Here is a 23821-nt window from a genome sequence, read left to right as displayed (position 1 = left end):
CAAGATCAGAAGGGTGAGTTGAAACAACGTTGCTGCCACGGTTTGCTGGCATCATCGGTCGTCGTGACGCGAACCTGGACCGGCGGACAGGTCACCTTCCGGGCCGCCACGCTCGACGAGACCGCGCACGTCCTCGCGGTGTTGGACGAGGCGGCGGCATGGCTTCGGTCGCGACATCAGCCATGGCCGGCGCGCCTCGAACCGGACTGGGTGACAGATGCGATCGCCCAGGGCGAGACCTGGCTGGTCCGCGCCGGTGGCAGGGTCGCCGCGACGCTCACCCTCAACTGGTCGGACCCGCTCTGGGACGACATCGAGGGCCGCGCCGGATACCTGCACCGGCTGGCGGTGTGCCGCTCGGCCGCCGGCCTTGGCGCCGTCCTGATCGCCTGGCGGGTGACACCGTACGTCGGCACGGGCGTGACACGCTACGACTGGACTGTGTCGCCACCAACCGGCGATTGCGGGCGTACTACGAGGCGGCAGGGTTCGTATACCGGGGCGACGTGACTGTCGGCGGCGCCCCCGGCCAGCGCCACGACGACGGACCGACGACCCCGGTCAGCCGCTATGAACGCGCACTGGGGATCGGCGACCGGTAGACGGCCCTACCACCTCCGGCGGGCGCACGCACGGCGTACCGGCGAGAAATCACACTCGCGCGTGGCGACACGCGCTCGCGTACCGGCCCGTGACAGGATGCGGCGTGTCTCCGTTGCGCGCCGCACCCGCTGACGGCTCCCCCAGCGTCGCCGCTGAATTCGTCGCGGACCTGCACATCCACTCGAAGTACTCCCGGGCCTGCAGCCGCGACCTGACGCTGCCGAACCTGGCCTGGTGGGCCCGGCGCAAGGGGATCAGCCTCCTCGGCACCGGCGACTTCACCCATCCCGCCTGGTACGAGCACCTGCGCGAGACACTGCACCCGGCCGAGCCGGGGCTCTACCGGCTCAGCCCGGAGGCCGAGCGGGATGTCGCCCGGCGCCTGCCGCCCCGGCTGGCCAGCGCCGCCGAGGCCGACCCGGTCCGGTACGCGCTCAGTGTGGAGATCTCCACCATCTACAAGCGAGCGGACCGTACCCGCAAGGTGCACCACCTGATCTACCTGCCGGACCTGGATGCGGTGGCCCGGTTCAACACCGCGCTCGGGCGGATCGGCAACCTCGGCTCGGACGGCCGGCCGATCCTCGGCCTCGACTCGCGGGACCTGCTGGAGATCACCCTGGAGGCGAGCCCGGACGGCTACCTGGTGCCGGCGCACATCTGGACCCCGTGGTTCTCCGCGCTCGGCTCGAAGTCCGGCTTCGACGCGATCGCCGACTGCTACGCCGACCTCGCGGAGCACATCTTCGCGGTCGAGACCGGGCTCTCCTCCGACCCGGAGATGAACTGGCGGGTGTCCAGCCTGGACCGGTACCGGCTGGTGTCGAACTCCGACGCGCACTCGCCGCCGGCGCTCGCCCGCGAGGCCACGGTCTTCGCCACCGCCCTGGACTACTACGCGGTACGGGAGGCGCTGCGCACCGGAGACGGCCTGCACGGCACCATCGAGTTCTTCCCCGAGGAGGGCAAGTACCACGCGGACGGGCACCGGCTCTGCGGCGTCAACTGGGCGCCGGAGCGGACCCGGCAGGCCGGTGGGCGCTGCCCCGAGTGCGGCAAGCCGCTGACGGTCGGCGTACTGAGCCGGGTGGAGGACCTCGCCGACCGTCCGGACGGGCACCTGCCGGCCGGGGCGCCCCGGGTCACGCACCTGATCCAGCTCGCCGAGATCCTGGGCGAGATCAACAACGTCGGTCCGAAGTCGAAGACGGTGGAGGGGCAGCTCAACACCCTGGTCGCCGGGCTCGGCTCCGAACTGGACATCCTCACCGTCGCCCCGGTCGACGAGATCCGCCGGGTCGGCGGCGAACTGGTCGCCGAGGCGATCGAGCGGCTGCGCCGGGGCCAGGTCCGCCGGGTGCCGGGCTACGACGGCGAGTACGGCGTGATCACTGTCTTCGAGCCCGGTGAACTTTCCGGCTCCTCGGCCGGCAACCGGGCCGGCACCCTCTTCGCGGACGCGCTCTTCGACGTACCGGTGCCCCGGCAGCGCCCGGCCGCGCAGCCGGCGGCGTCGACCCGGGCCCCGGCCCCGACGGCGGCCGCGAAGTCGGAGTCCCGGCGCCGGGCCAAGCCGGCCGCCGAGCCGGCGGAGCCCGCCCCGCCGCTGGCCCCGCCGGTCTCCCCGCACGAGCCGTTCGAGCCGATGCTCGCCGGCATGGAGGAGGTCGGCACCGGCCTGCTCGACCGGCTCGACGCGATGCAGCGGGTCGCCGCCTCCGCGCCGGGCGGGCCGCTGCTGATCGTGGCCGGGCCGGGCACCGGCAAGACCCGGACCCTCACCCACCGGATCGCGTACCTCTGCGCGGAGCTGAACGTCTATCCGGAGCACTGCCTGGCGATCACCTTCACCCGGCGGGCCGCCGAGGAGCTGCGGCACCGGCTGGACGGGCTGCTCGGGCCGGTGGCCGAGGACGTCACCGTCGGCACCTTCCACTCGCTCGGCCTGAGCATCCTCCGGGAGAACGCCCGGGCCGCCGGGCTGCCGCCGGAGTTCCGGATCGCCGACGACACCGAGCGGACCACCGCCCGGGCCGAGGCCGGCGACGACGACGCGACCTACCTGAAGCTGCTCCGGGGTCAGGACCTGGTGGACCTGGACGAGCTGGTCACCCTGCCGGTGGCGCTGCTGCGCGACGACCCGGAGCTGGTGGAGCGGTACCGGGACCGCTGGCGGTGGATCTTCGTCGACGAGTACCAGGACGTGGACGCCACCCAGTACGAACTGCTCCGGCTGCTCAGCCCGGCGGACGGGAACCTCTGCGCGATCGGCGACCCGGACCAGGCGATCTACTCGTTCCGGGGGGCCGACGTGGCGTACTTCCTGCGCTTCTCGACGGACTTCACCGACGCCCGGCTGGTCCGGCTGACCCGCAACTACCGGTCGTCGGCGCCGATCCTGGCCGCCGCCGTACAGGCCATCGCGCCGTCGTCCCTGGTCCGGGGCCGGCGGCTGGACCCGGCCCGGTTGGACCCGGAGGCACCGCTCGTCGGCCGCTATCCGGCCGCGTCCGTCGCCGAAGAGGCCGACTTCGTGGTACGGACCGTCGACGAGCTGGTCGGCGGGCTCTCGCACCGGTCCCTGGACTCGGGGCGGATCGACGGGCGCACCTCGACCGTCTCCTTCTCCGACATCGCGGTGCTGTACCGCACCGACGCGCAGGCGGCCCCGATCCTGGACGCGCTCTCCCGGGCCAACATCCCGGTGCAGAAGCGCTCGCACAACCGGCTGCGGGACCGGCCCGGCGTGTCCGTGCTGGCCCGCGAACTGCGGCACGCCGACGGTCTCGGCGGCTCGGTCGCCGCCCGGGTACGGCTGGCCGGCCAGGTGCTCGCCGAGCGGCACGCGGCGCCCACCCTGGACGCGGCCGGCGGGGTGGGGCCGGAGGAGATCTGGACGGCGGTGGAGGTGCTGACCCCGCTGGCCCGACGCTGCGGCGACGACCTCGCGCTGTTCCTGTCCCAGGTCGCCACCGGTGCCGAGGTCGACGCGCTCGACCCGCGCGCCGAGGCGGTCACCCTGCTCACCCTGCACGCCGCGAAGGGGCTGGAGTTTCCGGTGGTCTTCCTGGTCGGCTGCGAGGACGGGCTGCTGCCGATGCGGTTCCCGGGCTCGGCGCCGACCGAGGAGCAGGTGGCGGAGGAGCGGCGGCTCTTCTTCGTCGGGCTGACCCGGGCGCAGGACCGGCTCTACCTCAGCCACGTCGGGCGGCGGCTGCGGCACGGCCAGGAGCGGGAGTGCGTACCCACACCGTTCCTCTCCGCGATCGACGCCGGGCTCTTCGAACGGCTCGGCGACGCCGCACCGCGCCGGCCGAAGGAGCGCCAGCTCCGGCTGCTCTGAGCCGGCTGCTCGGCTGCCCGGCTGGCTCGGCTGGCTCGGCTGTTAGGAGGGGGCCCTTCCTATACAAAAAGCGATAAGAAGGGGCCCTTCCTTTCACTCAGCGGAGCAGGACGGCGACCAGCGCGGCGGTCAGTAGGAACGGGCCGTGCGGGAGCGGGTCGGTACGGCCGATCCGGCGCAGTGCGAGCAGCGTGCCGGCGTACCCGCTGGCCAGCAGCAGTGCGCCGACCACGCCGAGGAACGCCGCGTCGGTGCCGTACCAGCCGGTGGCCAGGCCGGTGCCGAACGCCAGCCGGGCATCGCCGGGGCCGAGGCCGCCGCCGGAGACGAGGACCAGGCCGAGGTAGCAGCCGGTCACGGCGAGCGCGCAGAGCAGCGCCGTCCCGAGCCGGCCGGGCGGCGCCTCGCCGGCCAGCACGACCAGGCCGAACAGCGCGAGGCCCCCGGCAGCGGCCGGCAGGGTCAGCCGGTCCGGCAGCCGCCGTACGGCCACGTCGACGAAGCCGAGGACGATCCCGAAGCCGGCGATCCAGCCGTACGCCAGCAGCGGCGACGTCCCGCCGATCCGCCAGGCGAGGGCGCCGAGGACGGTCGCGGCGACCACCTCCACCAGCCCGGGGGCCGGGCCGATCCGCTCGCCGCAGCGGGGGCATGCGCCGGTCGGCGGCAGGATGTCGGCGAGTCCCCGCGGTCCGGGCCGGACCAGCGCGGTGGCGCAGTACGGGCAGTCCCGGCGCCAGGGCGTGCCGGCGGGTACGGCGTACCGGAGGATCCGCGCGCGCAGCAGGGGCCCGAGCGCGGCGCCGGCGAGCCCGGCCGCCACCACCGCGCCGGGGTTCACCGGCGGCGTACCGTCGTGGGCGCCGGCCCCGAGGGCGTTTCCGGCGTCGGGCCGGCGGTGGCTGCGGCCGGGGCGGTGGCTGCGCCCGGGGCGGTTCTCGGTCGCGACCCGGGTCGTTCGGTCGACACTACGAGCGCGACGCCCACCACGATCACCGCGCCGCCGAGCAGCACCTGCGTGGTCACCGGCTCGGCGAGCAGCACCGCGCCGAGGGTCACCGCGACCGCCGGGTTGACGTACGCGTACGTCGACACGAGCGAGATCGGCGCGTGGTGCAGCAGCCAGACGTACGCGGTGAACGCGACCAGTGAACCGGCCAGGGTCAGGTAGCCGAGCGCCCACCACGACCGGGCCGAGACGGCGGTGACGTCGAACCGGTGCAGTTCGCCCCGGGCCAGCCCGAGCGCGGCCAGCGCGGCGGCTCCGGTCAGCATCTCGTACACGGTGGCGACGAACGGGTCCGCCGGCAGGCTGATCCGGCCGGAGAGGAACGACCCGACGGACCAGGAGGCGGCGGCGACGACCACGGTCAGCGCCCCGACGATCGGTACCGCCCCGGCGTCGCCGATCGGCAGGACCAGCAGGACCAGGCCGGCGAAACCGGTGGTGACCCCGGCGACCGTGGCCGTCCGGGGCCGGTCGCCGGTGCTGGCCCGCAGCACGACCACCAGCAGCGGGACGATGGCGACCAGCAGCGCGGCGACACCGGAGGAGACCGCTACCGACGGCGGCCCGGCCTCGGCCAGCACCACCAGGCCGTTGCCGCCGGCGAGCAGGAGCACCCCGACCAGGGCGGCGCCGCTGAGCTGCCGGCGGTCGACCCGGAGTGCGCCCCGGCCGCGCCGCAGTCGCAGGATCAGCGCGAGCACGGCGGCGGCGACCACGAACCGTACGGCTGCGGAGAGCAGCGGCGGCAGGGTCTCCACGGTGATCCGGATCCCGAGGTAGGTGGAGCCCCAGACCACGTAGACGACGGCCAGGGCGGCCCAGACCAGCGCGGGACGGACCGGCGCGGCCGGATCGGAATGTGGCGCGTTTCCGGGAGGTGAGCCCATCGGGGGGCCACGCTACGGTGACCACAGCAGTTCCGTCCCAGGCGAGTGGCCAGGCTCTCACCGTTCGGTTCCAGGAGGACAGTCGATGGCTAACTACGGTCCGCCGGGCGGGCCCTACCCGGGACCGTCGCGGGAGCCGTGGTCGGATCCGGACGACGAGCCCACGGAGCAGTACCGCCAGCCGACCGACCCGTGGGGTGGCCAGGGCGCTCCGGCCGGTTATTCCGACCGGGGTGCGCAGGGGCCCGCCGTCCCGCCGGTCGGTCCGGGCGCCCCGGTCGTCCACGGCGGTCACCCGGGCTCGTACCCGGCGGACCGACCAGGCCCGGCGGACCGCGACGCGGTTCCCGCGTGGGATCCGCGCGAGGGCGCTCCGGGATGGCATCCGCCGGTCGCGGAGCCGGCCCGGGCATCGCCGGGGATCGACCCGGCGTGGTCCACCTCGGAGCCCGAGCCGACGCGGCGGCGCAACGGCGTGCTCTTCGTCGGGACGCTCGCCGCGCTCGCGCTGCTGGTCTGCGGTGGTGCGGGCCTCGGCGCCTACCTGCTGCGGCGGGACGTCCCGCCGCCGGAGGCCCGGCCGAGCACGGGACCCTTCGGCGAGCCGACCGGGGCGCCCAGCGCGTCCGCCCCGGCGCCGCCGACCGCCGGGGCACCGTCGCCGTCGACCGACGCCCGGTTCGTGAAGACCGGCCAGTGCGTGACCAACGAGGGGTCGGAGGCGGCGCCGAGGCTCACGATCACCCGGTGCGCGCCGCAGACGTACGAGGTGCTGGCCCGGATCGACGGGTCGACCACCGGCCCGGAGGACGCCAAGACGAAGTGCGGGAAGGTCGAGGGGTACACCAATTTCTACTTCTTCGACAGCGGACTGGACGACCTGGACTTCGTGCTCTGCCTCCGGAGGCGATAGCCTCCGGACCGGCTCCGACGGACGCATCGACCCCGGACGCACCCCGGTTCGTCGGCAGCGCCGCCAGACAGACTTGCGCCGACCCCGCACGCTGCGCTAACCATCCCAGGTTCCGTATGACACCCGGAACTCGCGGCACCGACGACCCTGGAGAAGCATGTCGATCTACGGAACACCGGGCTCCGGCCAGCCCGAAGACCCTCAGCAGCGGCCCGCGTCAGGACCGCCGGCCGGCGAGTACCCGCCGCCGCCACCGGGCGAGTACCCGCCGCCACCGAACACCGGGTACCCACCGCCGCCGCCCGCGCCCGAGTGGAGCCAGCCGCCGCAGCCGCCGGCACCGGGGTGGAGCCAGCCGCAGCAGCCGCCGGCACCGGAGTGGAGCCAATCGCCGCCGCAGCAGCAGCCCGAGTGGAGCCAGCCGCCGCAGCCGCCGGCACCGGAGTGGGGACCGCCGCCGCAGCAGCAGTCGAACACCGGCTATCCACCGCCGGCACCGGAGTGGGGACCGCCGCCGACCAGCGGCGGCCCACAGCAGCCGCCGTACCCGGGCGGGCCGGAGCAGCCGCAGTCCGGGCCGCCGGCCCCGCCGTACGGGCCGCCGGGTGCTCCGCTCAGCGCGCCGGGTGCGCCGTACGGGCCGCCGGCCGGACCGCCGCCGAAGAAGGGCAACACTGCCAAGATCATCATTATCGCGGCCATCGTGGCCGTGCTGCTGCTCTGCACCTGCGGTGGCGTCGCCGCCTGGTGGATCTACGACCAGGCCTCGAACATCGCCGACGAGAACGGGCCGTCGATCAGCGCGCCCAGCCCGACGTCGAGCCGGCCCGGCCTGGACCTGCCGTCGCCCGGTCTTACCGGCTCGACGGACAGCTACAGCAAGGGTGACTGCGTCGTCAACGACGGCACCGACAGCGACCCGGAGCTGCGCAAGGTGCCGTGTGGTCCGAACACCTACGAGGTGCTGTCCCGGATCCCGTTCACCATCGAAGAGGAACGGTGCGAGTCGGACGCGATCTTCGGGTCGCCCGAGACCGACGTCACCTACGTGCACGACAACTCGCTGGACGTCGCCGACTACGTGCTCTGCCTGAAGCGGCGGTGACCGCAGGGGCTTCGACCGGAAACTAGGGCTGTCTAGTTGAGACACTAGACAGCCCTAGTTTCGTCTCGACGGCCGCCGGGCCCGCCGGACGCCGGGCGCACGTCGCCCCGGACCACCGGGCGGGGCGGCGCGACACGCCTAACCCGATCTACCCACGTCTAGCGCTGTGTGTAGACGGGCCGATACGGTGCGAGACGTGGATCCCGTCCGCAACCCGTACGCACCGGGCGCCGGCCAGCGCCCGCCCGAACTCGCCGGGCGGGGCCGGGAGCTCGAGGTCTTCGACATCGTGCTGGAACGCATCGCGCGCGGCCGGCCGGAGCGCAGCCTGATGCTGACCGGCCTGCGCGGCGTCGGCAAGACGGTGCTGCTCAACACTCTTCGGTCCCAGGCCATCGGCCGGCTCTGGGGCACCGGCAAGATCGAGGCCCGGCCCGACCAGTCCGTACGCCGGCCGGTGGCCGCCGCCCTGCACATGGCGATCCGCGAGCTGGCGCCCCGGCACCGGGCCCCGGAGCGGATCGACGAGTTCCTCGGCGTACTCAAGGCGTTCGCGCTGCGGGCGGCACCGGCGGCGCGCGGCGGCACCGCCCGGGGTGCGGCCGGGACCCGGCTGCGGGACCGCTGGCAGCCCGGCATCGACGTGCCGGCGGCGAGCGGCCGTGCCGACTCGGGCGACATCGAGATCGACCTCGTCGAACTGCTCACCGACGCGGCCGAGGTGGCCACCGACGTCGGCACCGGGGTCGCGGTCTTCATCGACGAGATGCAGGACCTCGGCCCGGAGGACGTCTCCGCGCTCTGCGCCGCCTGCCACGAGCTGTCCCAGCTCGGCGCGCCGCTGATCGTGGTCGGCGCCGGGCTGCCGCACCTGCCGGCCGTACTCTCCGCCGCGAAGTCCTACTCGGAACGGCTCTTCCGCTACCAGCGGATCGACCGGCTGGACCGGATCGCCGCCGACCAGGCGCTCTGCGCGCCGGCCGCCCGCGAGGACGTCGAGTACGAGCAGAAGGCGCTCGACCTGCTGTACGAGAAGTCCGGCGGCTACCCGTACTTCGTCCAGGCGTACGGCAAGGCCACCTGGGACCACGCGCCGCGTACCCCGGTGACCGCCGCCGACGTCCGGGTCGCCGCTCCGGAGGCGGAGGCCGAGCTGGCGGTGGGGTTCTTCGGTTCCCGCTTCGAGCGGGCCACCCCGGCGGAGCGGGAGTACATGCGGGCGATGGCCGCGCTCTCCCTGGTCGAAGCGGAGCCGGGGCCGGACGGCACCGGCGCCGGCCGGGACGACATGGACGCCGCCGTCTCGACCGCCGAGATCGCCCGGTCCCTGGGACGCAAGCCGGCCAGCCTCTCCCCGGCCCGCGACGCCCTGATCAAGAAGGGGCTGATCTACTCCGGCGAGCGGGGCACGGTGGCGTTCACCGTGCCGCACTTCGGCCGCTACCTGCGCACCCAGCCCGCCTGACCGCCCGCCGCCCCGCCGAGGTCGCCCTCGGCGCGGCGGCCCGCAGACCGCGACCAGGCGGGAAGAACGCCCGGCGGTGCTCAGACCCGCGACCAGGGCGCCGGGAAGACCACCTCGCCGCCCGGCACCCGGCCGGGACTGCCGTCCACGGACGGCAGCAGCAGGACCTGCCACGGGTCGCCGAGCCCGGACCAGGGGCTGGTCAGCCCGAACCGGGCCGCCGGCTCGAAGCCGAACCGGCGGTAGTAGGCGGGATTGCCGAGGACCACCACCAGCCGCTCGCCGAGTTCGGTGGCCGCGTCGAGCGCGGCCCGCACGACGTCCTGCCCGTAGCCGCGGCGCTGGCGCTCCGGCGGCACGGCCACCGGACCGAGGACCAGGGCGGGAATCGCACCCGGCTCCACCGTGACCCGACTCAGCAGGGCGTACCCGACCAGCTCGCCGTCGCCCTCGGCCACCATGGACAGCTCCGGCAGCCAGGCGTCGCTGTCCCGCAGCGCCTCGACCAGACCGACCTCCGCCGGCACCCGGTGATCAGGGGTGGCGAACGCGTCGGCGACCAGTTGCCGGATCGCCGCGGTGTCGGCCAGCCCTTCGGGCCGCAGCCGCAGAGTCGTCACAGCTCGCGACGGTACCGTCCACGGACCGTCAGTACGCGACTTCGCGGGGTGAAACGCGGGACGAACGGGTAAGACTTGACCCATGAGACCGGTACGTACCGTCGCCCGAACGTTGTTGAGCACCATCTTCGTCGTCGGTGGCGCCCGTGCCCTGGCGAACCCCGAGCACCATGTGGAGCGGGCCAGGCGGGTCACCGACCGGGTCGGCCCCCTGCTCGCCGGGGTCCACTCCGGGATCCCCCAGGACCCCGCCACGCTGGTCCGGGTCAACGCCGCCGCCCAGCTCGTCGGCGGGCTGCTGCTGGCGACCGGCCACTGCACCCGGCCGGCCGCCGCCGTACTGGCCGGCACCCTGCTGCCGACCACGGCCGCCGGTCATCCGTTCTGGACCGTGGAGGACCCGGCGCAGCGGACGAACCAGCAGGTGCACTTCATGAAGAACCTCGGGTTGCTCGGTGGGCTGCTGCTGGCGGCGGCCGACACCGAGGGCCGGCCGGGGTTGCGCTGGCGGACCGGTCGGGCGATGGACGACAGCCGCCGGACGGTACGCCGGGCGGTGCGCAGTGCCCGCCGGGACGCGCGGATCGCGGTCAGGTCCGCTGCGACGGCGCGCCGGCTGCCCGGCTGAGCCGCACGTTCCCGTACCCGAACGGGTTTCCTCCGGTTGCTTCCGGTCTGCTCCACGCCGGACATATGCTAGTTTCACCTGACTGAGCGGCTGTCAATCACCTGAACCGCACTCCCTGCGTTAACGCGGTGGAAATGTCGCGAACCAGTGTGGGATCGGACACGGTCGCATAACGCAGGAGGCATTCGAGTGACCCACCGTTCTAGGCTCCCTGGAGGACCTGGGCGGAACACCGACATCGGTACGGGGGTGGCCACGCCATGCCGGCGACCGTCGAAAGACGGCTAGGCCGCCTTGCCCCAGTCCGCCGCATTGTTCGTGGGATCGACCGTCGGACAGTCGTACGGGCCGGCATCGTGGCCGTGGTCTGCTACGCCGCGTGGCTCGCCGTAGTCACGTTCGGGCGGCCGTACAACTTCTTCGACATGAAGATCTACCACGGTGCGGTGGTCTGGTGGGCAGGCGGGCACGAGCTCTATGACTTCATCGCGCCCAGGACCACCCTCGGCTTCACCTACCCCCCCTTCGCCGGCCTGGTCATGCTGCCGATGGCGAAGATCCCGCTCGGGCTGGCCGGCTGGCTCAACGGCATCGCGAGCGTCGCCGCGCTCGCCCTCGTGCTCGCCGCGCTGCTGAAGCAGATCACCGACCGGCTGGGCTGGTCGCTCTGGTTCACCGTCGGCATCGCCGTACCGCTGGCCGTGGCCCTCGAACCCGTCCGGGAGACCATCGGCTACGGCCAGGTCAACCTGCTGCTCTTCGGCCTCATCATGGCCGACATGGTGGCGCTGCGCTGGCGGGCCCGGCGGGGCGGCCGGGTCAACCCGGTTGACGGCCCGCTGCGCCGGCTCTGGTTCAGCGGGGCGTGGGCCGGAGTCGGCATCGGCCTCGCCACCTCGGTCAAGCTCACTCCGGCGCTCTTCATCGTCTACCTGGTGCTGACCCGGCAGTGGCGGGCCGCCATGACCGCCATCGGCACCGCCCTGGCCGTCACGCTCGGCACCTTCGCAATCGCCGGCCGCGAGTCGACCACCTACTTCACCTCGGTGCTCTGGCAGACCGAGCGGGTCGGCGCGGCGGACATGACACCCAACCAGTCGCTGGCCGGGGTGCTGGCCCGGCTCTACGACTCGATCGAGACGCCCACCCTGCTGTGGCTCTCGTTCGCGATGCTGATCCTGGCGGTGGGGCTCTCCCGCGCCTCCCACGCGCACTCCGACGGCGACGAGCTGACCGCGTTCACGCTGGTCGGGCTCACCACCAACGTGATCAGCCCGATCTCCTGGTCACACCACCTGGTCTGGGTCATCCCCGCGATGGTGGTGCTCGCCGACGCGGCGAGCCGGCGGCGCGCCGCCAGCCGGGGGCCGGCGCAGCGGGCCGGGTTCGCCGTGACCGGCGCCAACGCGGCGGTACTGGGCGGGCTGCGTACGCCGATCTGGTTCCCGACCCTGACCGGCCTGCGGCACGGGGGTGCCGCGATCGGGCTCTACCTGCTCTTCCTGATCTCGCCCATCTGGCCGTACGAACACCAGCTACCCGAGATGTCGCACTACCAGGACGGGCTGTTCGGCGCCCTGATGGAGAACTCGTTGGCGCTGGCACTGATCGTGCTGGTCGCCGCGCTGCCCTGGCGGCCCAACGCGGAACCCGCCTTCTACCCCGAGCGCCTCCGGCTGGACCGCCGGACGTTCACCGGCCGGAACTGACCCTCCCGGGCCGCGCCGCCGTCAGGTCGGCGCCCCCGGGGTCACGGGCAGTTGACCCACTCCTCGGTGCCGTCGGCGAAGACCTGCCGCTTCCACACCGGCAACCGGGCCTTGACCTCGTCCACCAGCCGGGCGCACGCCGCGAAGGCGGCCTGCCGGTGCGCCGTGCTCACCGCCGCCACCAGGGCCACGTCGCCGATCTCCAGCGGCCCGAGCCGGTGCGACACCGCCACGGCGTGCACCGCCGGGTCGGCCGCGATCTCGGCCGCCACCTCCCGCAGCACGTCCGCCGCGCTCGGATGTCCCTCGTACTCCAACCGGAGCACGGTCCGGCCGTGGTCGTGGTCGCGTACCACGCCCTGGAAGGAGACCACGGCGCCGGCCGAGGCGTCCGCGACCGCGGCCTCGTGCCGGGCCAGGTCCAACGGCTCCAGACCGACCGCGACATGCGCCAACCGGCCCGGCGCCACCGGCTCGGCTCCCGCCACGGACCCGGCTCCCGCCACCGGCTCACTTCGCACGCTCATGCCCGCATCTCCCCTCGCTCGCCCGCCGCCCACTCCGGCCGCCGGCGGGACAGCCCCGCGCGCCCGCGGCCACCGCCCGGCACGGTCACCCCGACCGCTCGCCGGGCAGCAGCGGCAGCGGCACGACCGGCACCTCGTCACCCGGTTCGCCCCGGGTGCCGGGCCGGATCACCGCGAACCCGTCGGCGCTGGCCAGCCCCCGCAGCATCGCGGAGCCGACGTGCCGGACCGGATGGGCGGTGTGCCGGACCGGATCGATCCGCACCAGCGCGAGGTGGGTCTGGTCGCCCCGACCCGGGACCGGCTCCGCCAGGGTCGCCCGGGGCAGCTCCGGCACCGGTCGGCCGCGCAGGCCGGCGAGGAGCGGGGCGACCAGCGAGACGACCGCGATGATCGCCGACTGCGGGTTGCCGGGCAGGCCGGCGACGAACCGGGGCCGACCGTCGGGCCCGGCGACCCGGGCCAGCAGCATCGGAAACCCCGGGCGTACGGCGACGGTGTTGACCACGTACTCCGCGCCCAGCTCGCGCAGCGCCGGGTGCAGGTGGTCCACCGGCCCGTGCATGGTGCCCCCGGTGGTGCAGACCAGCTCCGCCCGGCTCAACCCCTCACGCAGCGCGGCGACGTGCGCGGCCAGCGTGTCGGCCACCGGGCCGACCACGTCGGAGGCGTCGATCGCGCAGCCGTACCGGCGCAGCCAGGAGGGGACGGCCGGACCGAGCGAGTCGCGTACCCGCCCGGCGGCGGGCCGGCCGGCGGTCAGCAGCTCGTCGCCGAAGACGATCAGGTTGGCCCGGGGGGACCGGCGCACCCGCAGGGTGTCGTAGCCGCACGAGGCGGCCAGGCCGATCACCCCGGGGTCGACCGGCGTGCCGGCGGGCAGCAGTTCCTCCCCGGCGTGCGCCTCCTCGCCCGGGGCGCGCCACTCCGGCGCCGGACGCAGCGCCCCGGTCACCAGCCCCTCGGCCGTCCGGCCCGACTCCTCGACCCGGAGCACCCCGTCCGCGCCGTCCGGCAGCATGGCACCGGTGGCGATCTCCACCGCGGTCCCGTCCGCCGTCAACGGCGCGGGCGTGCCACCGGCGAGCACCCGGCCCAGCACCCGCCACGGGGCGGCGCCGCGCACCGCCCAGCCGTCCACACTCGAGGTCGGAAACGCCGGCAGGTCGGTGAGGGTGGACAGCGGGCCGGCGAGAGTCTGCCCGTCGGTCTCGGCCAGCGGCAACTCGACCGGGTCCGGCGCGGCGGCGCGGCCGGCCTCGTGCACCCGGGCGCGGGCCTCGGCCCAGGCCACCGTGGACGCCCCGGCGTGCGGATCGGCGGCGACGCTGGTGTCGGCGCTCACCCGGCACGCCCCGGCGTCCGGGGCCGGGCGGCTTCCGGATGCGACTGGCTCCTCGCGTTCACCGTCCGAGCCTATCGCCGCGGTACGACCGCTCGCCGCCGAGTCGGATCAGCGCCCGGGTCCGGATCAGTCGGAACGGGGATGGTCACCGCCGCGGAGCTGGTCGACCGCGTGCCCCAGGATCGGCCCGAGCACGGCGAGACCGTCCCGGGCACCACCGGTCGAGCCGGGCAGGTTGACCACGAGCATCCGGCCCACCACCCCGGCCAGACCCCGGGAGAGCGCCGCCGTCGGCACCCGGTCCCGGCTGTACGCCCGGATCGCCTCGGCGATGCCCGGGATCTCGTAGTCGAGCAGTCCCCGGGTCACCTCGGGGGTCCGGTCGGTCGGGTTGATGCCGGTGCCTCCGCTGGTCAGCACCACGTCGACGCCCTCGGCCGCCGCGCGGCGCAACTCGACGCCGACCGGCTCCCCGTCGGGCACCACCACCGGCTCGTCCACCTGGCAGCCCAGCTCCGTCAGGCCGGCCACCAGCAGCGGGCCGCTGGTGTCGGCGTACACCCCGGAGGCCGCCCGGTTGGAGGCGACCACCACCCGGGCCCGGATCACGGCCGGTCCGCCGGTCGGGTCCAGTCGCCGGTCTTGCCGCCTTCCTTGCGCAGCACGCGTACCCCCTCGATCGAAGCGGCCGGGTCGACGGCCTTGACCATGTCGATCAGGGCGAGTCCGGCGGTGGCGACGGCGGTCAACGCCTCCATCTCGACGCCGGTCCGATCGGCGGTCCGGACCGTGGCGGTGATCTCCACGCTGTCGTCGCCGACCGCCAGGTCGACCGTCACGCCGTGCAGCGCGATCGGATGGCAGAGCGGGATCAGGTCCGGGGTGCGCTTGGCGCCCATGATGCCGGCGAGCCGGCCGACAGCCAGCGCGTCCCCCTTGGGCAGGCCGTCCCGGCGCAGCAGCTCGACCACCTCCGCCGTGGTCCGCAACCGTCCGGCGGCGACGGCGCGGCGCACCGACACCGCCTTGGCGGAGACGTCGACCATCCGCGCCGAACCGGCGGGATCGACGTGGGTGAGGTGCGCGGGCTCGGTCACGACCGCGAGCCTATCGAGCCGGGCGCGGTGGGGCGGGCGAGGGATCGAGAGTCGGCCGGTGGCCACCGGGCGCTGAGACGCGGCCCGGCCATCCCGATCCCTCCCCGCGGAACCCGCCGGCGGTCGCTGGGATGACCGCGACGGCGGGAGCGTGCCGACCTTCCCGCCCCGACTGGCGAAACCCCCCGTGGTCGACGGGACAGACCCTAGGCCGGCATTCGACAGGATTTCGATAAGGCATCGACAAGCGACTGATCGGCGGGCCGGTCGGCGGCCCCGCCGAAACGGTGGCCGGCGTGCCGCGCGGCACGCCAGCACCGCCGGAGTGCATTTTGCGGACGGAACATGCGGTATGCAAGACGCCATCGACCGCGTCATTCCCGCGGCGATGTCCCCGGCCCGCCCGACAAATCAGCTCCCGGTCCGGCCTCCGGCGGAATCCGGCAGGTCGGCAAGGTGCCGCTCGACCTCGAAGCGCTCCGGAACCCCCATCTTGACGAAGATTGCCAGCGCCCGTTTCCAGTGCCGCCGCGCCTCGGCCGGATCCTGCGATCTCAGGTGGCTGCCGAGGGCGGCGAGCGCGCGTCCCTGCTCGTACGGGTGGCTGATCCGGGTGGCCAGTTCGAGGGCCCGCCGGTGCGCCTCCAGCGCCGCCGGCCACTGCCCCTTCGCCGCCAGGGTCAGCCCGAGCCCGTTGAGGACCGCCGACTCGACGTGCCGCTCCCCGCTGGCGATGGCGACCTCCAGCCCGACCCGGTGCTGGTGCTCCGCCTCGGCCAGGTCACCCAGCTGGCGCAGCAGCGTGCCCAGGTCGTTGCGGACCTCCGCCTCCCCGTAGTGGTGCCCGGCCCGCCGCCGCAGCGCCAGGGAGGCCCGGAGCAGCCGCAGCGGCGCGGCGGTCTGCCCCATCCGCAGGCGCACTCCGCCGATCTTGCCGAGCGTGTTCGCCACCGTGAAGGTGTCCCCCTGTTCGCACCCGGTCTGCAGGTGCCGCCGGTAGAGCCGCAGTGCGCGTTCGTACTCGCCGGCCTGGGTCAGGAACATCCCCTGGTTGAACGAGGCCGCCGCCGGCATTTTTCCGCGCTGATTCCAGTATCCCGTCACCTCCTCGTTCATTTCGACCGCCTCACGTACCCGGCCGAGCAACCAGTAGACGACGGCGAGATTTCCCCGACCCGTCATGACGCCGTCGGTGTCACCGACCCGTTGCCGGTATTCGATCGCGGTTTCCACGTGGGAAAGCGCCTTGTCGTAGTTGCCGACCCGCCCGTGTGCCGATGCCACGTAATTGTGCATGGCGGCAATGGCGAAGTCGTCCCTCAGGCGTTCCGCCGACTCCAGTCCGTACGCGTGCGTCTCCAGGATGTCGTCGAAATAGCCTCGGGTGAAATTGAACCGCCAGGCCGCCCGGGCCAGTCGCCACGTGTAGTGGTCGTGTCCGGAGCGGGCGGCGAGACGCACGAGTGCCCTCAGGTTGGACCGCTCCGCCTCCAGCCAGCCGCTGTCGACGGGGACGAGCGCCCGGACCAGGTCGGGCCGGTGCGGTCGGCCCAGCTTGACGGTGAAGGTCGGCGGCGAGTAGTCCTGGATGTCGGTGACCGAGACCGCCAGTTGCAGGTAGTGGTCCAGGAGCTCCTCGACCGCCCGCCGCCGCTGGTCGGCCGACTCGGCGGTGGTGACCAGGTCGTGGGCGTACTGGCGGAGCAGGTCGTGCAGCCGGAACCGGCCGGCGCTCGGCTCGTCGACCAGGTGGTGGTCCACCAGTTCCGCGATCGCCGATTCGGCCTCGGGCAGCGGCAGACCGGTCAACGCCGCCACGGCGGTCACCCGGAAGAACTCCCCCGGGTAGAGCCCGAGCAGCCGGAACGTCCGCCGTACCGGCTCCGGAAGCGGTTCGTACGACAGGGTGAAGGCGCCGGCCACGGTCTGGTCCTCCGCCGACAGCTCGGCGAGTACGGGTGCCCCCCGATCCAGCCGGCCCGCCAGGTCGGCGACCCGCCACGCGGGGCGGTGGGCCAGCCGGGCGCCGGCCATCCGGATCGCCAGCGGAAGGTGCCCGCAGCACCGGACCAGCGTGGCGGCCGATTCCGGCTCGGCCGCGATCCGCTCCCGACCGGCGATCTTCGCGAGCAGGTCGACCGCCTCGGCCGCGGTGAGGACCGCCAGGGACTCCGGCGCGGAGCCCAGCCCGAGCAGCCGGCGTCGGCTGGTCACCAGGACCAGCGTGCCCGGTGCCGAGGGCAGCAGCGGACCGATCTGGCTGCTGCTGGCGGCGTTGTCCAGCACGACGACGGCGCGGCGGGCGGCCAGTTCGGAACGCCACAGCGCCGTGCGGTGTTCGAGTTCCGGTGGTATCCGCCCCGCCGCCACGCCGAGTTGGCGCAGCAGGGTGACGAGCGCGGCCGCCGGTTCGAGCTGGTTGTTCGCACTGTGGCCGCGCAGGTCGACGAAGAGCTGTGCGTCGGGATAGCGGTCGGCGAGCCGGGTGGCGACGTGTACGGCGAGGGTCGTCTTGCCGCTCCCCGCCATCCCGTCGACGACCTGCACCACCGGCCCCGTCGGATCCGAGCGCTCCGCGAGTTCGACCAACCGGCGTACCGCGTCGGCCCGGCCGGTGAAGTCCGGCACCGGCCGGGGCAGCCACCAGGTCGGTGCCGCCGGCGAGGCGTCCCGGTCCTCCGGCGGGGCACCCCGGGCGGACGGCCGTGCCGCGTCGAGGCGTGGCGACCGCTCGGCGGGCCGCGGGCGGTACGGCGCGACCTCCCGGCGGAGCACGGCCTGGTGCAGTTGCCGCAACTCGGTACCCGGTTCGATGCCGAGCTGTTCGACCAGTGTCGAACGGGCGACGCTGAACGCGGCCAGCGCACCCGGCGCGTCCCCATCCTGGTAGAGGGCCCGGATCAGCAGCGCGTGGCCGCGCTCCCGCAGTGGATGCGCCTGGAGATGGTCGCGGAGCAGCACGATGGCGGACCGGGGCTGGCCGGTGGCGAGGTGCAGTTCGGCCCGTTGCTCGGTGAGGCTCAGCCGTTGCTCCTCGGCGGCGGCGCGGCACACCGACAGCGCCGGTCCGAGCGGAACCCCGGCGAGCATCGGGCCCCGCCATCGCGCCCCGGCGCGGGCCAGCAGGTCGGCGGCGGTGGCGATGTCACCGCGGGCGAGCGCCTCGCCCGCCTGCCGGTGTTCGGCCGTGAACCCGATCAGGTCCACGTTCTCCGGCGGCACCCGCAGCTCGTAGCCGGACGCCCGGCGCACGAGGACGCCTTTCGTCGACCCGGCGCTGTCCAGTGTCCGCCGGAGGTTGGCGGCGTAGCTGCGGGTGTTGGCGACGGCCGACGGCGGGGGGTCCGTCGGCCACAGTTCGTCGACCAGCTCGTCCAGGCTGACCAGCCGCCCGGGCCGGGTCGCCAGCATCGCCAGTACGGCCTGCTGTTTCGGTGTGCCGAGCGGCAGGGAGGCGCCGCCGGTGACGACCTCCAGCGGCCCGAGAAGCTGGACTTCGATCACTCGCAGCCCCAAGTCAGGCAAAAAGGACCCTCACAGTTACCCCGCGAAGCGTATCGACTACCGCCGACAGACATTCACTGACATCATTTATTGGCATACGGACCATGCGCCCAGAATCTCCGCCTGCTGACGCCGTAGGAATAGCATGCCCGGACACTGCCAATCGACCGAGGGTCAACGCGCTGACACAAAGCGAGTTCTGCCAGGTCATCCGATAGAGGCCGAGCCGGTGACGGGCCGACACTCGACAGGAGTGAGTGCAGTGCATCACATCGCGACGGCAGTCGCCAACCCTGGCCGCCGATGCTCGAATGTTCCGGTCCGCGTCGATCTTCCATTCCCGCCACCGACCGGGTATGTCAGGGGGAGCGGATGGCCGGCCGCCGACGGAAGAGGGAGGAGTAACCGCTCTCAGTTCTCGGATCTGGACAGAGCGTGACGAACACTCCACTACTTGACTAATAGTGAGCATAGCGACATTTATTGTCGCTAACCCTGCCCTACTATCCCTAAGCTTCCCTCATCGATCGAACGCAGCACGTGGTCGGGACACATTCCCGATCCGGGTCGCGAGTGGAGAGCTTCAGCGAAGGGCAGGGGAGGCAGCCATGCGCAGCGTCGAGTGGTACTGAGAGCGATCTGACCATCACACGGTAGGGGTTTGGTTGCTACCGTTACCGGGCCACCAGGTCTCGGTAACCCCCAGGAACCGGCGTGAGTCAGACACAGCGAAGCGACAACGGGACTGATCAGCGGCTCCTGCCGCTCGTCGGTCTCGTCGCTGTTTCTGCCGCCATTGTGGCGGTTGCCTCCATACTGGACATAATCGCCAACCCACTCAACTCGATCTCCGACCTGACCACGGTGCTGGCGCTGATTTCCACCATCATGATCAGCGCCATCGTGCAGGCACCCATCCGAATCCGCTCAACGACCCAGGCCATCACCTGGAACGACACCGCCATCGTCATCGGCGTCGCCGTGGCGCCCACCTCGTGGGTGGTGCTGTGTACGGGGATCGGCCTGGCCATCGCGGTGCGGATTCTCCACCTGCCGTCGATTAAGGCGATCTTCACCATCAGCAAGAACATGCTGGTTGCCGCTGCGGCGGGCACGACGCTGATGCTCCTCGGCTGGGTCTGGCCACCGGTCGAGCTACAGCACATGCTCGCCCCGCTCGCCGTGGCGTACGCGGTCGCGGCACTGGTCGACGAGGCCATCGCCATCCCGGTGATCGCACTGGCCAGCCGCACGAAGATCCGCCGCCAGTTCACCAACCACGGGGACCTCAGGTTCATCGGCTACGCGGTGCACTTCGTCGTCACCCTCCTCACGCTGACGCTGCTGCGGGCCGAGACCTGGCTGCTCGTGGCGGTCCCCCCGCTGGTGCTGAGCCTGCACCTGGCCTACTCCACCCGGGTCCGGGCCCGCGCCGAACGCCAGGCCTGGCAGCACCTGGCCCACACCACCGACGCGCTCAACGTGGTCGACATCAACGCCGTGCTGCACACCGCGGTGGCCCGGGCCGCCGATCTCTTCTCCGCCGACGAGGTGGAGGTCGAACTACAGACCATCGGGCGGTCGGTACGCGGCAACAGCGAAGCGGTCACCTACGACGGCTTCGCCAGCCAGCCCTCCCCGGTCACCGGCTCCGTCATCCCGATCGCGCTCAAGGGGTACGACGGCAGCGACGTCGGACTGCTCCGGCTGCGGTTCCACGGGCCGGTCAAGCTCTCCGAGCGCGAGCAGTACACGCTGCGCACCTTCGCCTCCGCCCTCTGCACGGCGGTCCGGAACGCGTCGGCGTACGCGGAGCTGAACCGGGCCGCCGAGGAGCACGCGCACGCGGCGTCACACGACGCCCTCACCGGCCTGGCCAACCGGCGGCAGCTGCTGGACCGGGGCGCGGAACAGCTCGGCCAGCGGCGCGCCGACGGGGTGATGGCGCTGCTGCTGATCGACCTGAACCACTTCAAGGAGATCAACGACACGCTCGGGCACACCGCCGGCGACCGGGTGCTCATCCAGGTCGCCGACCGGCTGCGCGCCGCCGTACAGGGCGACGACCTGGTCGCCCGGCTGGGCGGGGACGAGTTCGCCGTACTGTTCCGGGGCCTGCCCGCCCCGGCGGTCGCCGCACACCGGGCCGAGGCGCTGCTCGCCGCCCTCCAGGAGCCGATCGACCTGGACGGCATGCGGATCAGCGTCGAGGCGAGCGGCGGGATCGCGGTGGCGCCCGGTGGCGGCGGCATCACCGAGCTGCTGCGCCGCGCCGACGTGGCGATGTACCAGGCGAAGCGGACCGGGCGGCGGATCGCCACGTACGCGATCGCCCGGGACACCGCCGACCTCGGGCGACTCGCGCTCGGCGGTGACCTGCCCCGGGCGGTCGCCGAGCGGGAGTTCACCGTCAACTTCCAGCCGATCGTCGACCTCGGCACCGGGGAGGTGGTGGCCGCCGAGGCGCTGGCCCGGTGGCGGCACCCCGCCCGGGGCACCATCGACCCGCTCCGGTTCCTGGAAGCGGTCGAGCGCTCCGGACTGCTGCCGGCGTTCGCCGAGGCCGTCCTCGACCAGTCCCTGATCGCCGCCGGCAACTGGCGGGAGGCCGGCTTCGACCTCCCGGTGGCGGTCAACGTTTCGCCCCGCAGCCTGCTGGACGCCCGCTTCCCCGGCGCCGTCCTGGCCCGGCTGCGGGCCCACGACCTACCCCCCGACCGGCTGATCCTCGAACTGACCGAGACGCTGACGCTCAGCCAGCTCGAGGTCGTCGACCAGGTGCTCGGCCAGCTCCGGGACGCCGGCATCCGGCTGGCCCTGGACGACTTCGGCACCGGCTACTCGTCGCTGTCGATGCTGTCCCGGATCCCGGTGCACGAGCTGAAGATCGACCGTACCTTCGTCACCGCGATGGAGACCTCGACCGAGGCGATCGCGGTGATCCGCTCGACGGTCGACCTCGGCCGCAGCCTCGACCTCCTGGTGGTGGCGGAGGGGGTGGAGAGCGAACCGCAACGCCGGGCGCTCTGGGAGCTCGGCTGCGTCGCCGGGCAGGGACACCTGTTCGCCCGGCCGATGCCGGCGGCCCGGCTGCTCGCCGCGCTGCACCAGGGGGCGGGCGGCCGTCCCGGCACGCTCGCGCCGGCCCTGCACGACGAGGGGGCCGTGGTCCGGCTGTCACCCGGCCGGCGATCCGGGCCGCGACGCGTGGACCGTCTGCCACACTTGCCCGCGTGAGTTCCGCGGAAACGCCCGGCCCGCCCGCCCCGTCTGGTCCGTCCGGTCCGTCCGGGGACCGGGGGATCTGGCGCCGCCTGGACCGCGCCGCCGGGGGCCTCGGCGCCGACCTCGGGCTCTACGCGCTCGCCGCCGCCTTCGCGGCGGTCACCGCGGCCACCTCCACGCTGCTGCCGCACCGGGCCTGGGGCGAGGTCGCCGCGCTCGGCTACTCGGTCGCGACCCTGCTGGTGCTGGGTCAGCTCCTGGCCCGGCGCCGCCGCCCGGACACCCGGCTGGCCGGCCCCGCCGCCCGCGCCGGGTTGACCGTGCTGACCTGGGCGTCGACCGCACTGCTGCCGATGATCATCCAGGCCGTCGAGCGGGCCGGCGGCCGCGTCGACCGGGCGCAGGAGGAGGTACTCGTCATCGAGCGGTCCGGCGCGCGGCTGCTCGACCACGGCACGCCGTACCTCGGCCGGGAGGCCATCGCGGCGCTGCCTGGCGGTGAGCAGCTGCTCGGCTACACGCCGTACCAGCCGGGGATGGCGGTGTTCGGGCTGCCCCGGGCGCTCGCCGGCACCGCCTGGTGGACCGACGCGCGGATCTGGTTCGCGCTCGCCACCGCGGTGGCGCTCGCCGTCGCCGTGCGGCTGCTGCTTCGGGGCACCGGGGCGGCGCCGGGGGGCGACCGGTCCCGGGACGGCGCCCTGGTCCGGGCGGTGCAGCTCGCGACCGTACTGCCGGTCTGCGCGCTGACGCTGGCCACCGGCGGTGACGACATCCCGGTGCTGGCGCTCTGCCTGCTGGCCATCGCCTGCGCCGCCCGGGACCGGTACGCCGGTGCCGGGGTGGCGGTCGGCCTGGCCGCCGCGCTGAAGCTCTTCGCCTGGCCGGTCGCGCTGGTGCTGCTGGTCCACGCCGTCGTCCGGGGTCGCCGGGCCGGCGTGCGGCTGGCCGCCGGCGCGGTCGGCCTGCCGGTCGCCGCGCTGCTGCCGGCCCAGCTGGTCGACTCGGCGGCGCTGGTCGAGAACGTGCTGCGCTTCCCGCTCGGGCACGGCCTGGTGACCAGCCCGGCGCAGTCGCCCTTCCCCGGCTACCTGATCGCCCAGGCGATGCCGGCCGGCCGGCTCGTCGCCGCCGGGCTGCTCGTCGCGACCGGCCTGTTGATCGCCGTCCAGCTCGTCCGCCGTCCGCCCCGCACTGCCGCGTCGGTCGCCGTCTTCTGCGGGTACGGCCTGCTCGCCGCGATCCTGCTGATGCCCGCCACCCGCTTCGGTTACCTGCTCTACCCGGTCGCCTTCCTGGCCTGGGTGCCGGCGCTCCGGCTGGCCGGGTCGGCGATCCGCCCGCCCGTCGAGCGGAGCCGGCCCACGGTGGCTGCCGCCCGGTGAACCGGCCGCGTCCCGGTGCCCCCCGGCCGGCTCCCCGTGCACCGATCGCGGGCCGGGCCCGATGGGACGTGTTCGCGGTGGTCGCCCTCGGCGGTGCCCTCGGCTCCGGCGCGCGGTACGGCCTGCTGCTGCTCTGGCCGCACAAGCCGGACGGCCTGCCCTGGGCGACCCTGGTCACCAATCTCGCCGGCTGTGCCCTGATCGGGGTGCTGATGCAGGTGACCGGCACGCGCCTCGCCCCGCACCGGCTGCTCCGGCCGTTCCTCGGCACCGGGGTGCTCGGCGGGTTCACCACCTTCTCCACGTACGCCGTCGACTTCCGCGCACTGCTCGACGCGGGTCGGGCCACCCTCGCCACCGGATACCTGCTCGGTACGCTGGCCGGTGCGCTCGCCGCCGTACGGCTGGGGATGTGGGCGGCGGCGCGGGTACGCCGGTGGTGACCGGTGTTGCCGG

18 protein-coding genes are annotated in these 23821 nt (G+C 73.7%); 10 read left to right on the top strand and 8 right to left on the bottom strand.

Annotated elements, in window-relative coordinates; genetic code table 11:
- The first annotated feature begins 63 nt into the window (after positions 1 to 63).
- Both ACQEUR_RS06680 and ACQEUR_RS06675 read left to right on the top strand, forming a co-directional pair.
- Positions 64 to 510 (top strand): hypothetical protein, encoded by a 447-nt coding sequence (locus tag ACQEUR_RS06680; RefSeq protein ID WP_433026934.1) that lies wholly within the window; start codon positions 64 to 66, stop codon positions 508 to 510.
- A gap of 196 nt (positions 511 to 706) precedes the next feature.
- Positions 707 to 3946 carry a UvrD-helicase domain-containing protein gene (locus ACQEUR_RS06675; protein WP_433026931.1) on the top strand — a complete coding sequence of 1080 codons (3240 nt, stop codon included), beginning with the start codon at positions 707 to 709 and terminating at the stop codon, positions 3944 to 3946.
- Between the two features lie 97 nt (positions 3947 to 4043).
- Here the strand turns inward: ACQEUR_RS06675 and ACQEUR_RS06670 are convergent, their stop codons facing one another.
- Together ACQEUR_RS06670 and ACQEUR_RS06665 are read right to left on the bottom strand one after the other, a co-directional pair.
- Positions 4044 to 4787, bottom strand: a complete 744-nt coding sequence (locus ACQEUR_RS06670) for a prepilin peptidase (RefSeq protein WP_433026928.1) — start codon at positions 4785 to 4787, stop codon at positions 4044 to 4046.
- On the bottom strand, positions 4784 to 5842 hold the full coding sequence (locus ACQEUR_RS06665) for an EamA family transporter (protein WP_433026925.1): 1059 nt from the start codon (positions 5840 to 5842) through the stop codon (positions 4784 to 4786). Before ACQEUR_RS06665 ends, ACQEUR_RS06670 begins: the two co-directional genes overlap by 4 nt.
- A gap of 85 nt (positions 5843 to 5927) precedes the next feature.
- Here ACQEUR_RS06665 and ACQEUR_RS06660 point away from each other — a divergent pair, with 85 nt between their 5' ends.
- The 3 genes from ACQEUR_RS06660 to ACQEUR_RS06650 all read left to right on the top strand — a co-directional run bounded on the left by ACQEUR_RS06660 (position 5928) and on the right by ACQEUR_RS06650 (position 9325).
- The gene (locus ACQEUR_RS06660) at positions 5928 to 6755 is read left to right on the top strand and encodes an LppU/SCO3897 family protein (RefSeq protein WP_433026922.1); all 828 of its coding nucleotides are present in this window, start codon (positions 5928 to 5930) and stop codon (positions 6753 to 6755) included.
- A gap of 157 nt (positions 6756 to 6912) precedes the next feature.
- Positions 6913 to 7860, top strand: coding sequence for an LppU/SCO3897 family protein (locus ACQEUR_RS06655; protein WP_433026919.1), 948 nt, complete (start codon positions 6913 to 6915; stop codon positions 7858 to 7860).
- Positions 7861 to 8056: 196 nt separating this feature from the next.
- Positions 8057 to 9325 (top strand): ATP-binding protein, encoded by a 1269-nt coding sequence (locus ACQEUR_RS06650; protein WP_433026916.1) that lies wholly within the window; start codon positions 8057 to 8059, stop codon positions 9323 to 9325.
- 80 nt (positions 9326 to 9405) lie between these two features.
- Here the strand turns inward: ACQEUR_RS06650 and ACQEUR_RS06645 are convergent, their stop codons facing one another.
- Positions 9406 to 9945 carry a GNAT family N-acetyltransferase gene (locus ACQEUR_RS06645; RefSeq protein ID WP_433026913.1) on the bottom strand — a complete coding sequence of 180 codons (540 nt, stop codon included), beginning with the start codon at positions 9943 to 9945 and terminating at the stop codon, positions 9406 to 9408.
- 82 nt (positions 9946 to 10027) lie between these two features.
- Here ACQEUR_RS06645 and ACQEUR_RS06640 point away from each other — a divergent pair, with 82 nt between their 5' ends.
- Both ACQEUR_RS06640 and ACQEUR_RS06635 read left to right on the top strand, forming a co-directional pair.
- Positions 10028 to 10573 carry a DoxX family protein gene (locus ACQEUR_RS06640; RefSeq protein WP_433026910.1) on the top strand — a complete coding sequence of 182 codons (546 nt, stop codon included), beginning with the start codon at positions 10028 to 10030 and terminating at the stop codon, positions 10571 to 10573.
- Positions 10574 to 10833: 260 nt separating this feature from the next.
- On the top strand, positions 10834 to 12282 hold the full coding sequence (locus ACQEUR_RS06635) for a glycosyltransferase 87 family protein (protein ID WP_433026907.1): 1449 nt from the start codon (positions 10834 to 10836) through the stop codon (positions 12280 to 12282).
- 41 nt (positions 12283 to 12323) lie between these two features.
- On the opposite strand, the gene ACQEUR_RS06630 is transcribed toward ACQEUR_RS06635, so the two are convergent.
- The 5 genes from ACQEUR_RS06630 to ACQEUR_RS06610 all read right to left on the bottom strand — a co-directional run bounded on the left by ACQEUR_RS06630 (position 12324) and on the right by ACQEUR_RS06610 (position 18755).
- Positions 12324 to 12809, bottom strand: coding sequence for a molybdenum cofactor biosynthesis protein MoaE (locus tag ACQEUR_RS06630; protein WP_433026904.1), 486 nt, complete (start codon positions 12807 to 12809; stop codon positions 12324 to 12326).
- 85 nt (positions 12810 to 12894) lie between these two features.
- Positions 12895 to 14103, bottom strand: a complete 1209-nt coding sequence (locus ACQEUR_RS06625) for a molybdopterin molybdotransferase MoeA (protein WP_433027768.1) — start codon at positions 14101 to 14103, stop codon at positions 12895 to 12897.
- Positions 14104 to 14280: 177 nt separating this feature from the next.
- Positions 14281 to 14763, bottom strand: coding sequence for a MogA/MoaB family molybdenum cofactor biosynthesis protein (locus tag ACQEUR_RS06620; RefSeq protein WP_433026901.1), 483 nt, complete (start codon positions 14761 to 14763; stop codon positions 14281 to 14283).
- Entirely contained in the window at positions 14760 to 15251 is a 492-nt protein-coding gene (gene moaC, locus ACQEUR_RS06615) for a cyclic pyranopterin monophosphate synthase MoaC (protein ID WP_433026898.1), read from the bottom strand. Before moaC ends, ACQEUR_RS06620 begins: the two co-directional genes overlap by 4 nt.
- Positions 15252 to 15662: 411 nt before the next feature.
- Positions 15663 to 18755: an AfsR/SARP family transcriptional regulator gene (locus ACQEUR_RS06610; RefSeq protein ID WP_433026895.1), complete on the bottom strand. Its 3093-nt coding sequence runs from the start codon at positions 18753 to 18755 to the stop codon at positions 15663 to 15665.
- Positions 18756 to 19469: 714 nt separating this feature from the next.
- On the opposite strand from ACQEUR_RS06610, the gene ACQEUR_RS06605 reads away from it, so the two are divergent.
- Genes ACQEUR_RS06605 through crcB form a run of 3 tightly spaced genes read left to right on the top strand, consistent with a single transcriptional unit; the run spans position 19470 to position 23808 of the window.
- Positions 19470 to 21992, top strand: a complete 2523-nt coding sequence (locus tag ACQEUR_RS06605) for a putative bifunctional diguanylate cyclase/phosphodiesterase (protein ID WP_433026891.1) — start codon at positions 19470 to 19472, stop codon at positions 21990 to 21992.
- The gene (locus ACQEUR_RS06600) at positions 21989 to 23365 is read left to right on the top strand and encodes a glycosyltransferase 87 family protein (protein ID WP_433026889.1); all 1377 of its coding nucleotides are present in this window, start codon (positions 21989 to 21991) and stop codon (positions 23363 to 23365) included. The genes ACQEUR_RS06605 and ACQEUR_RS06600 overlap by 4 nt, the downstream gene beginning before the upstream one ends.
- Positions 23362 to 23808 (top strand): fluoride efflux transporter CrcB, encoded by a 447-nt coding sequence (gene crcB / locus ACQEUR_RS06595; protein WP_433026886.1) that lies wholly within the window; start codon positions 23362 to 23364, stop codon positions 23806 to 23808. The genes ACQEUR_RS06600 and crcB overlap by 4 nt, the downstream gene beginning before the upstream one ends.
- Positions 23809 to 23821: the final 13 nt, after the last annotated feature.

The sequence above is a fragment of the Plantactinospora sp. CA-290183 genome, from assembly GCF_050936375.1.
GTDB lineage: Bacteria > Actinomycetota > Actinomycetes > Mycobacteriales > Micromonosporaceae > Plantactinospora.
Note: the sequence above shows the minus strand (reverse complement) of the source record. Positions and strands in the feature narration are given on the sequence as shown.

Coding starts and splice junctions, on each gene's coding strand:
- ACQEUR_RS06665 (WP_433026925.1), bottom strand. CDS start 5,842: ATGGGCTCACCTCCCGGAAACGCGCCACATTCCGATCCGGCCGCGCCG.
- ACQEUR_RS06660 (WP_433026922.1), top strand. CDS start 5,928: ATGGCTAACTACGGTCCGCCGGGCGGGCCCTACCCGGGACCGTCGCGG.
- ACQEUR_RS06655 (WP_433026919.1), top strand. CDS start 6,913: ATGTCGATCTACGGAACACCGGGCTCCGGCCAGCCCGAAGACCCTCAG.
- ACQEUR_RS06640 (WP_433026910.1), top strand. CDS start 10,028: ATGAGACCGGTACGTACCGTCGCCCGAACGTTGTTGAGCACCATCTTC.
- ACQEUR_RS06635 (WP_433026907.1), top strand. CDS start 10,834: ATGCCGGCGACCGTCGAAAGACGGCTAGGCCGCCTTGCCCCAGTCCGC.
- ACQEUR_RS06630 (WP_433026904.1), bottom strand. CDS start 12,809: ATGAGCGTGCGAAGTGAGCCGGTGGCGGGAGCCGGGTCCGTGGCGGGA.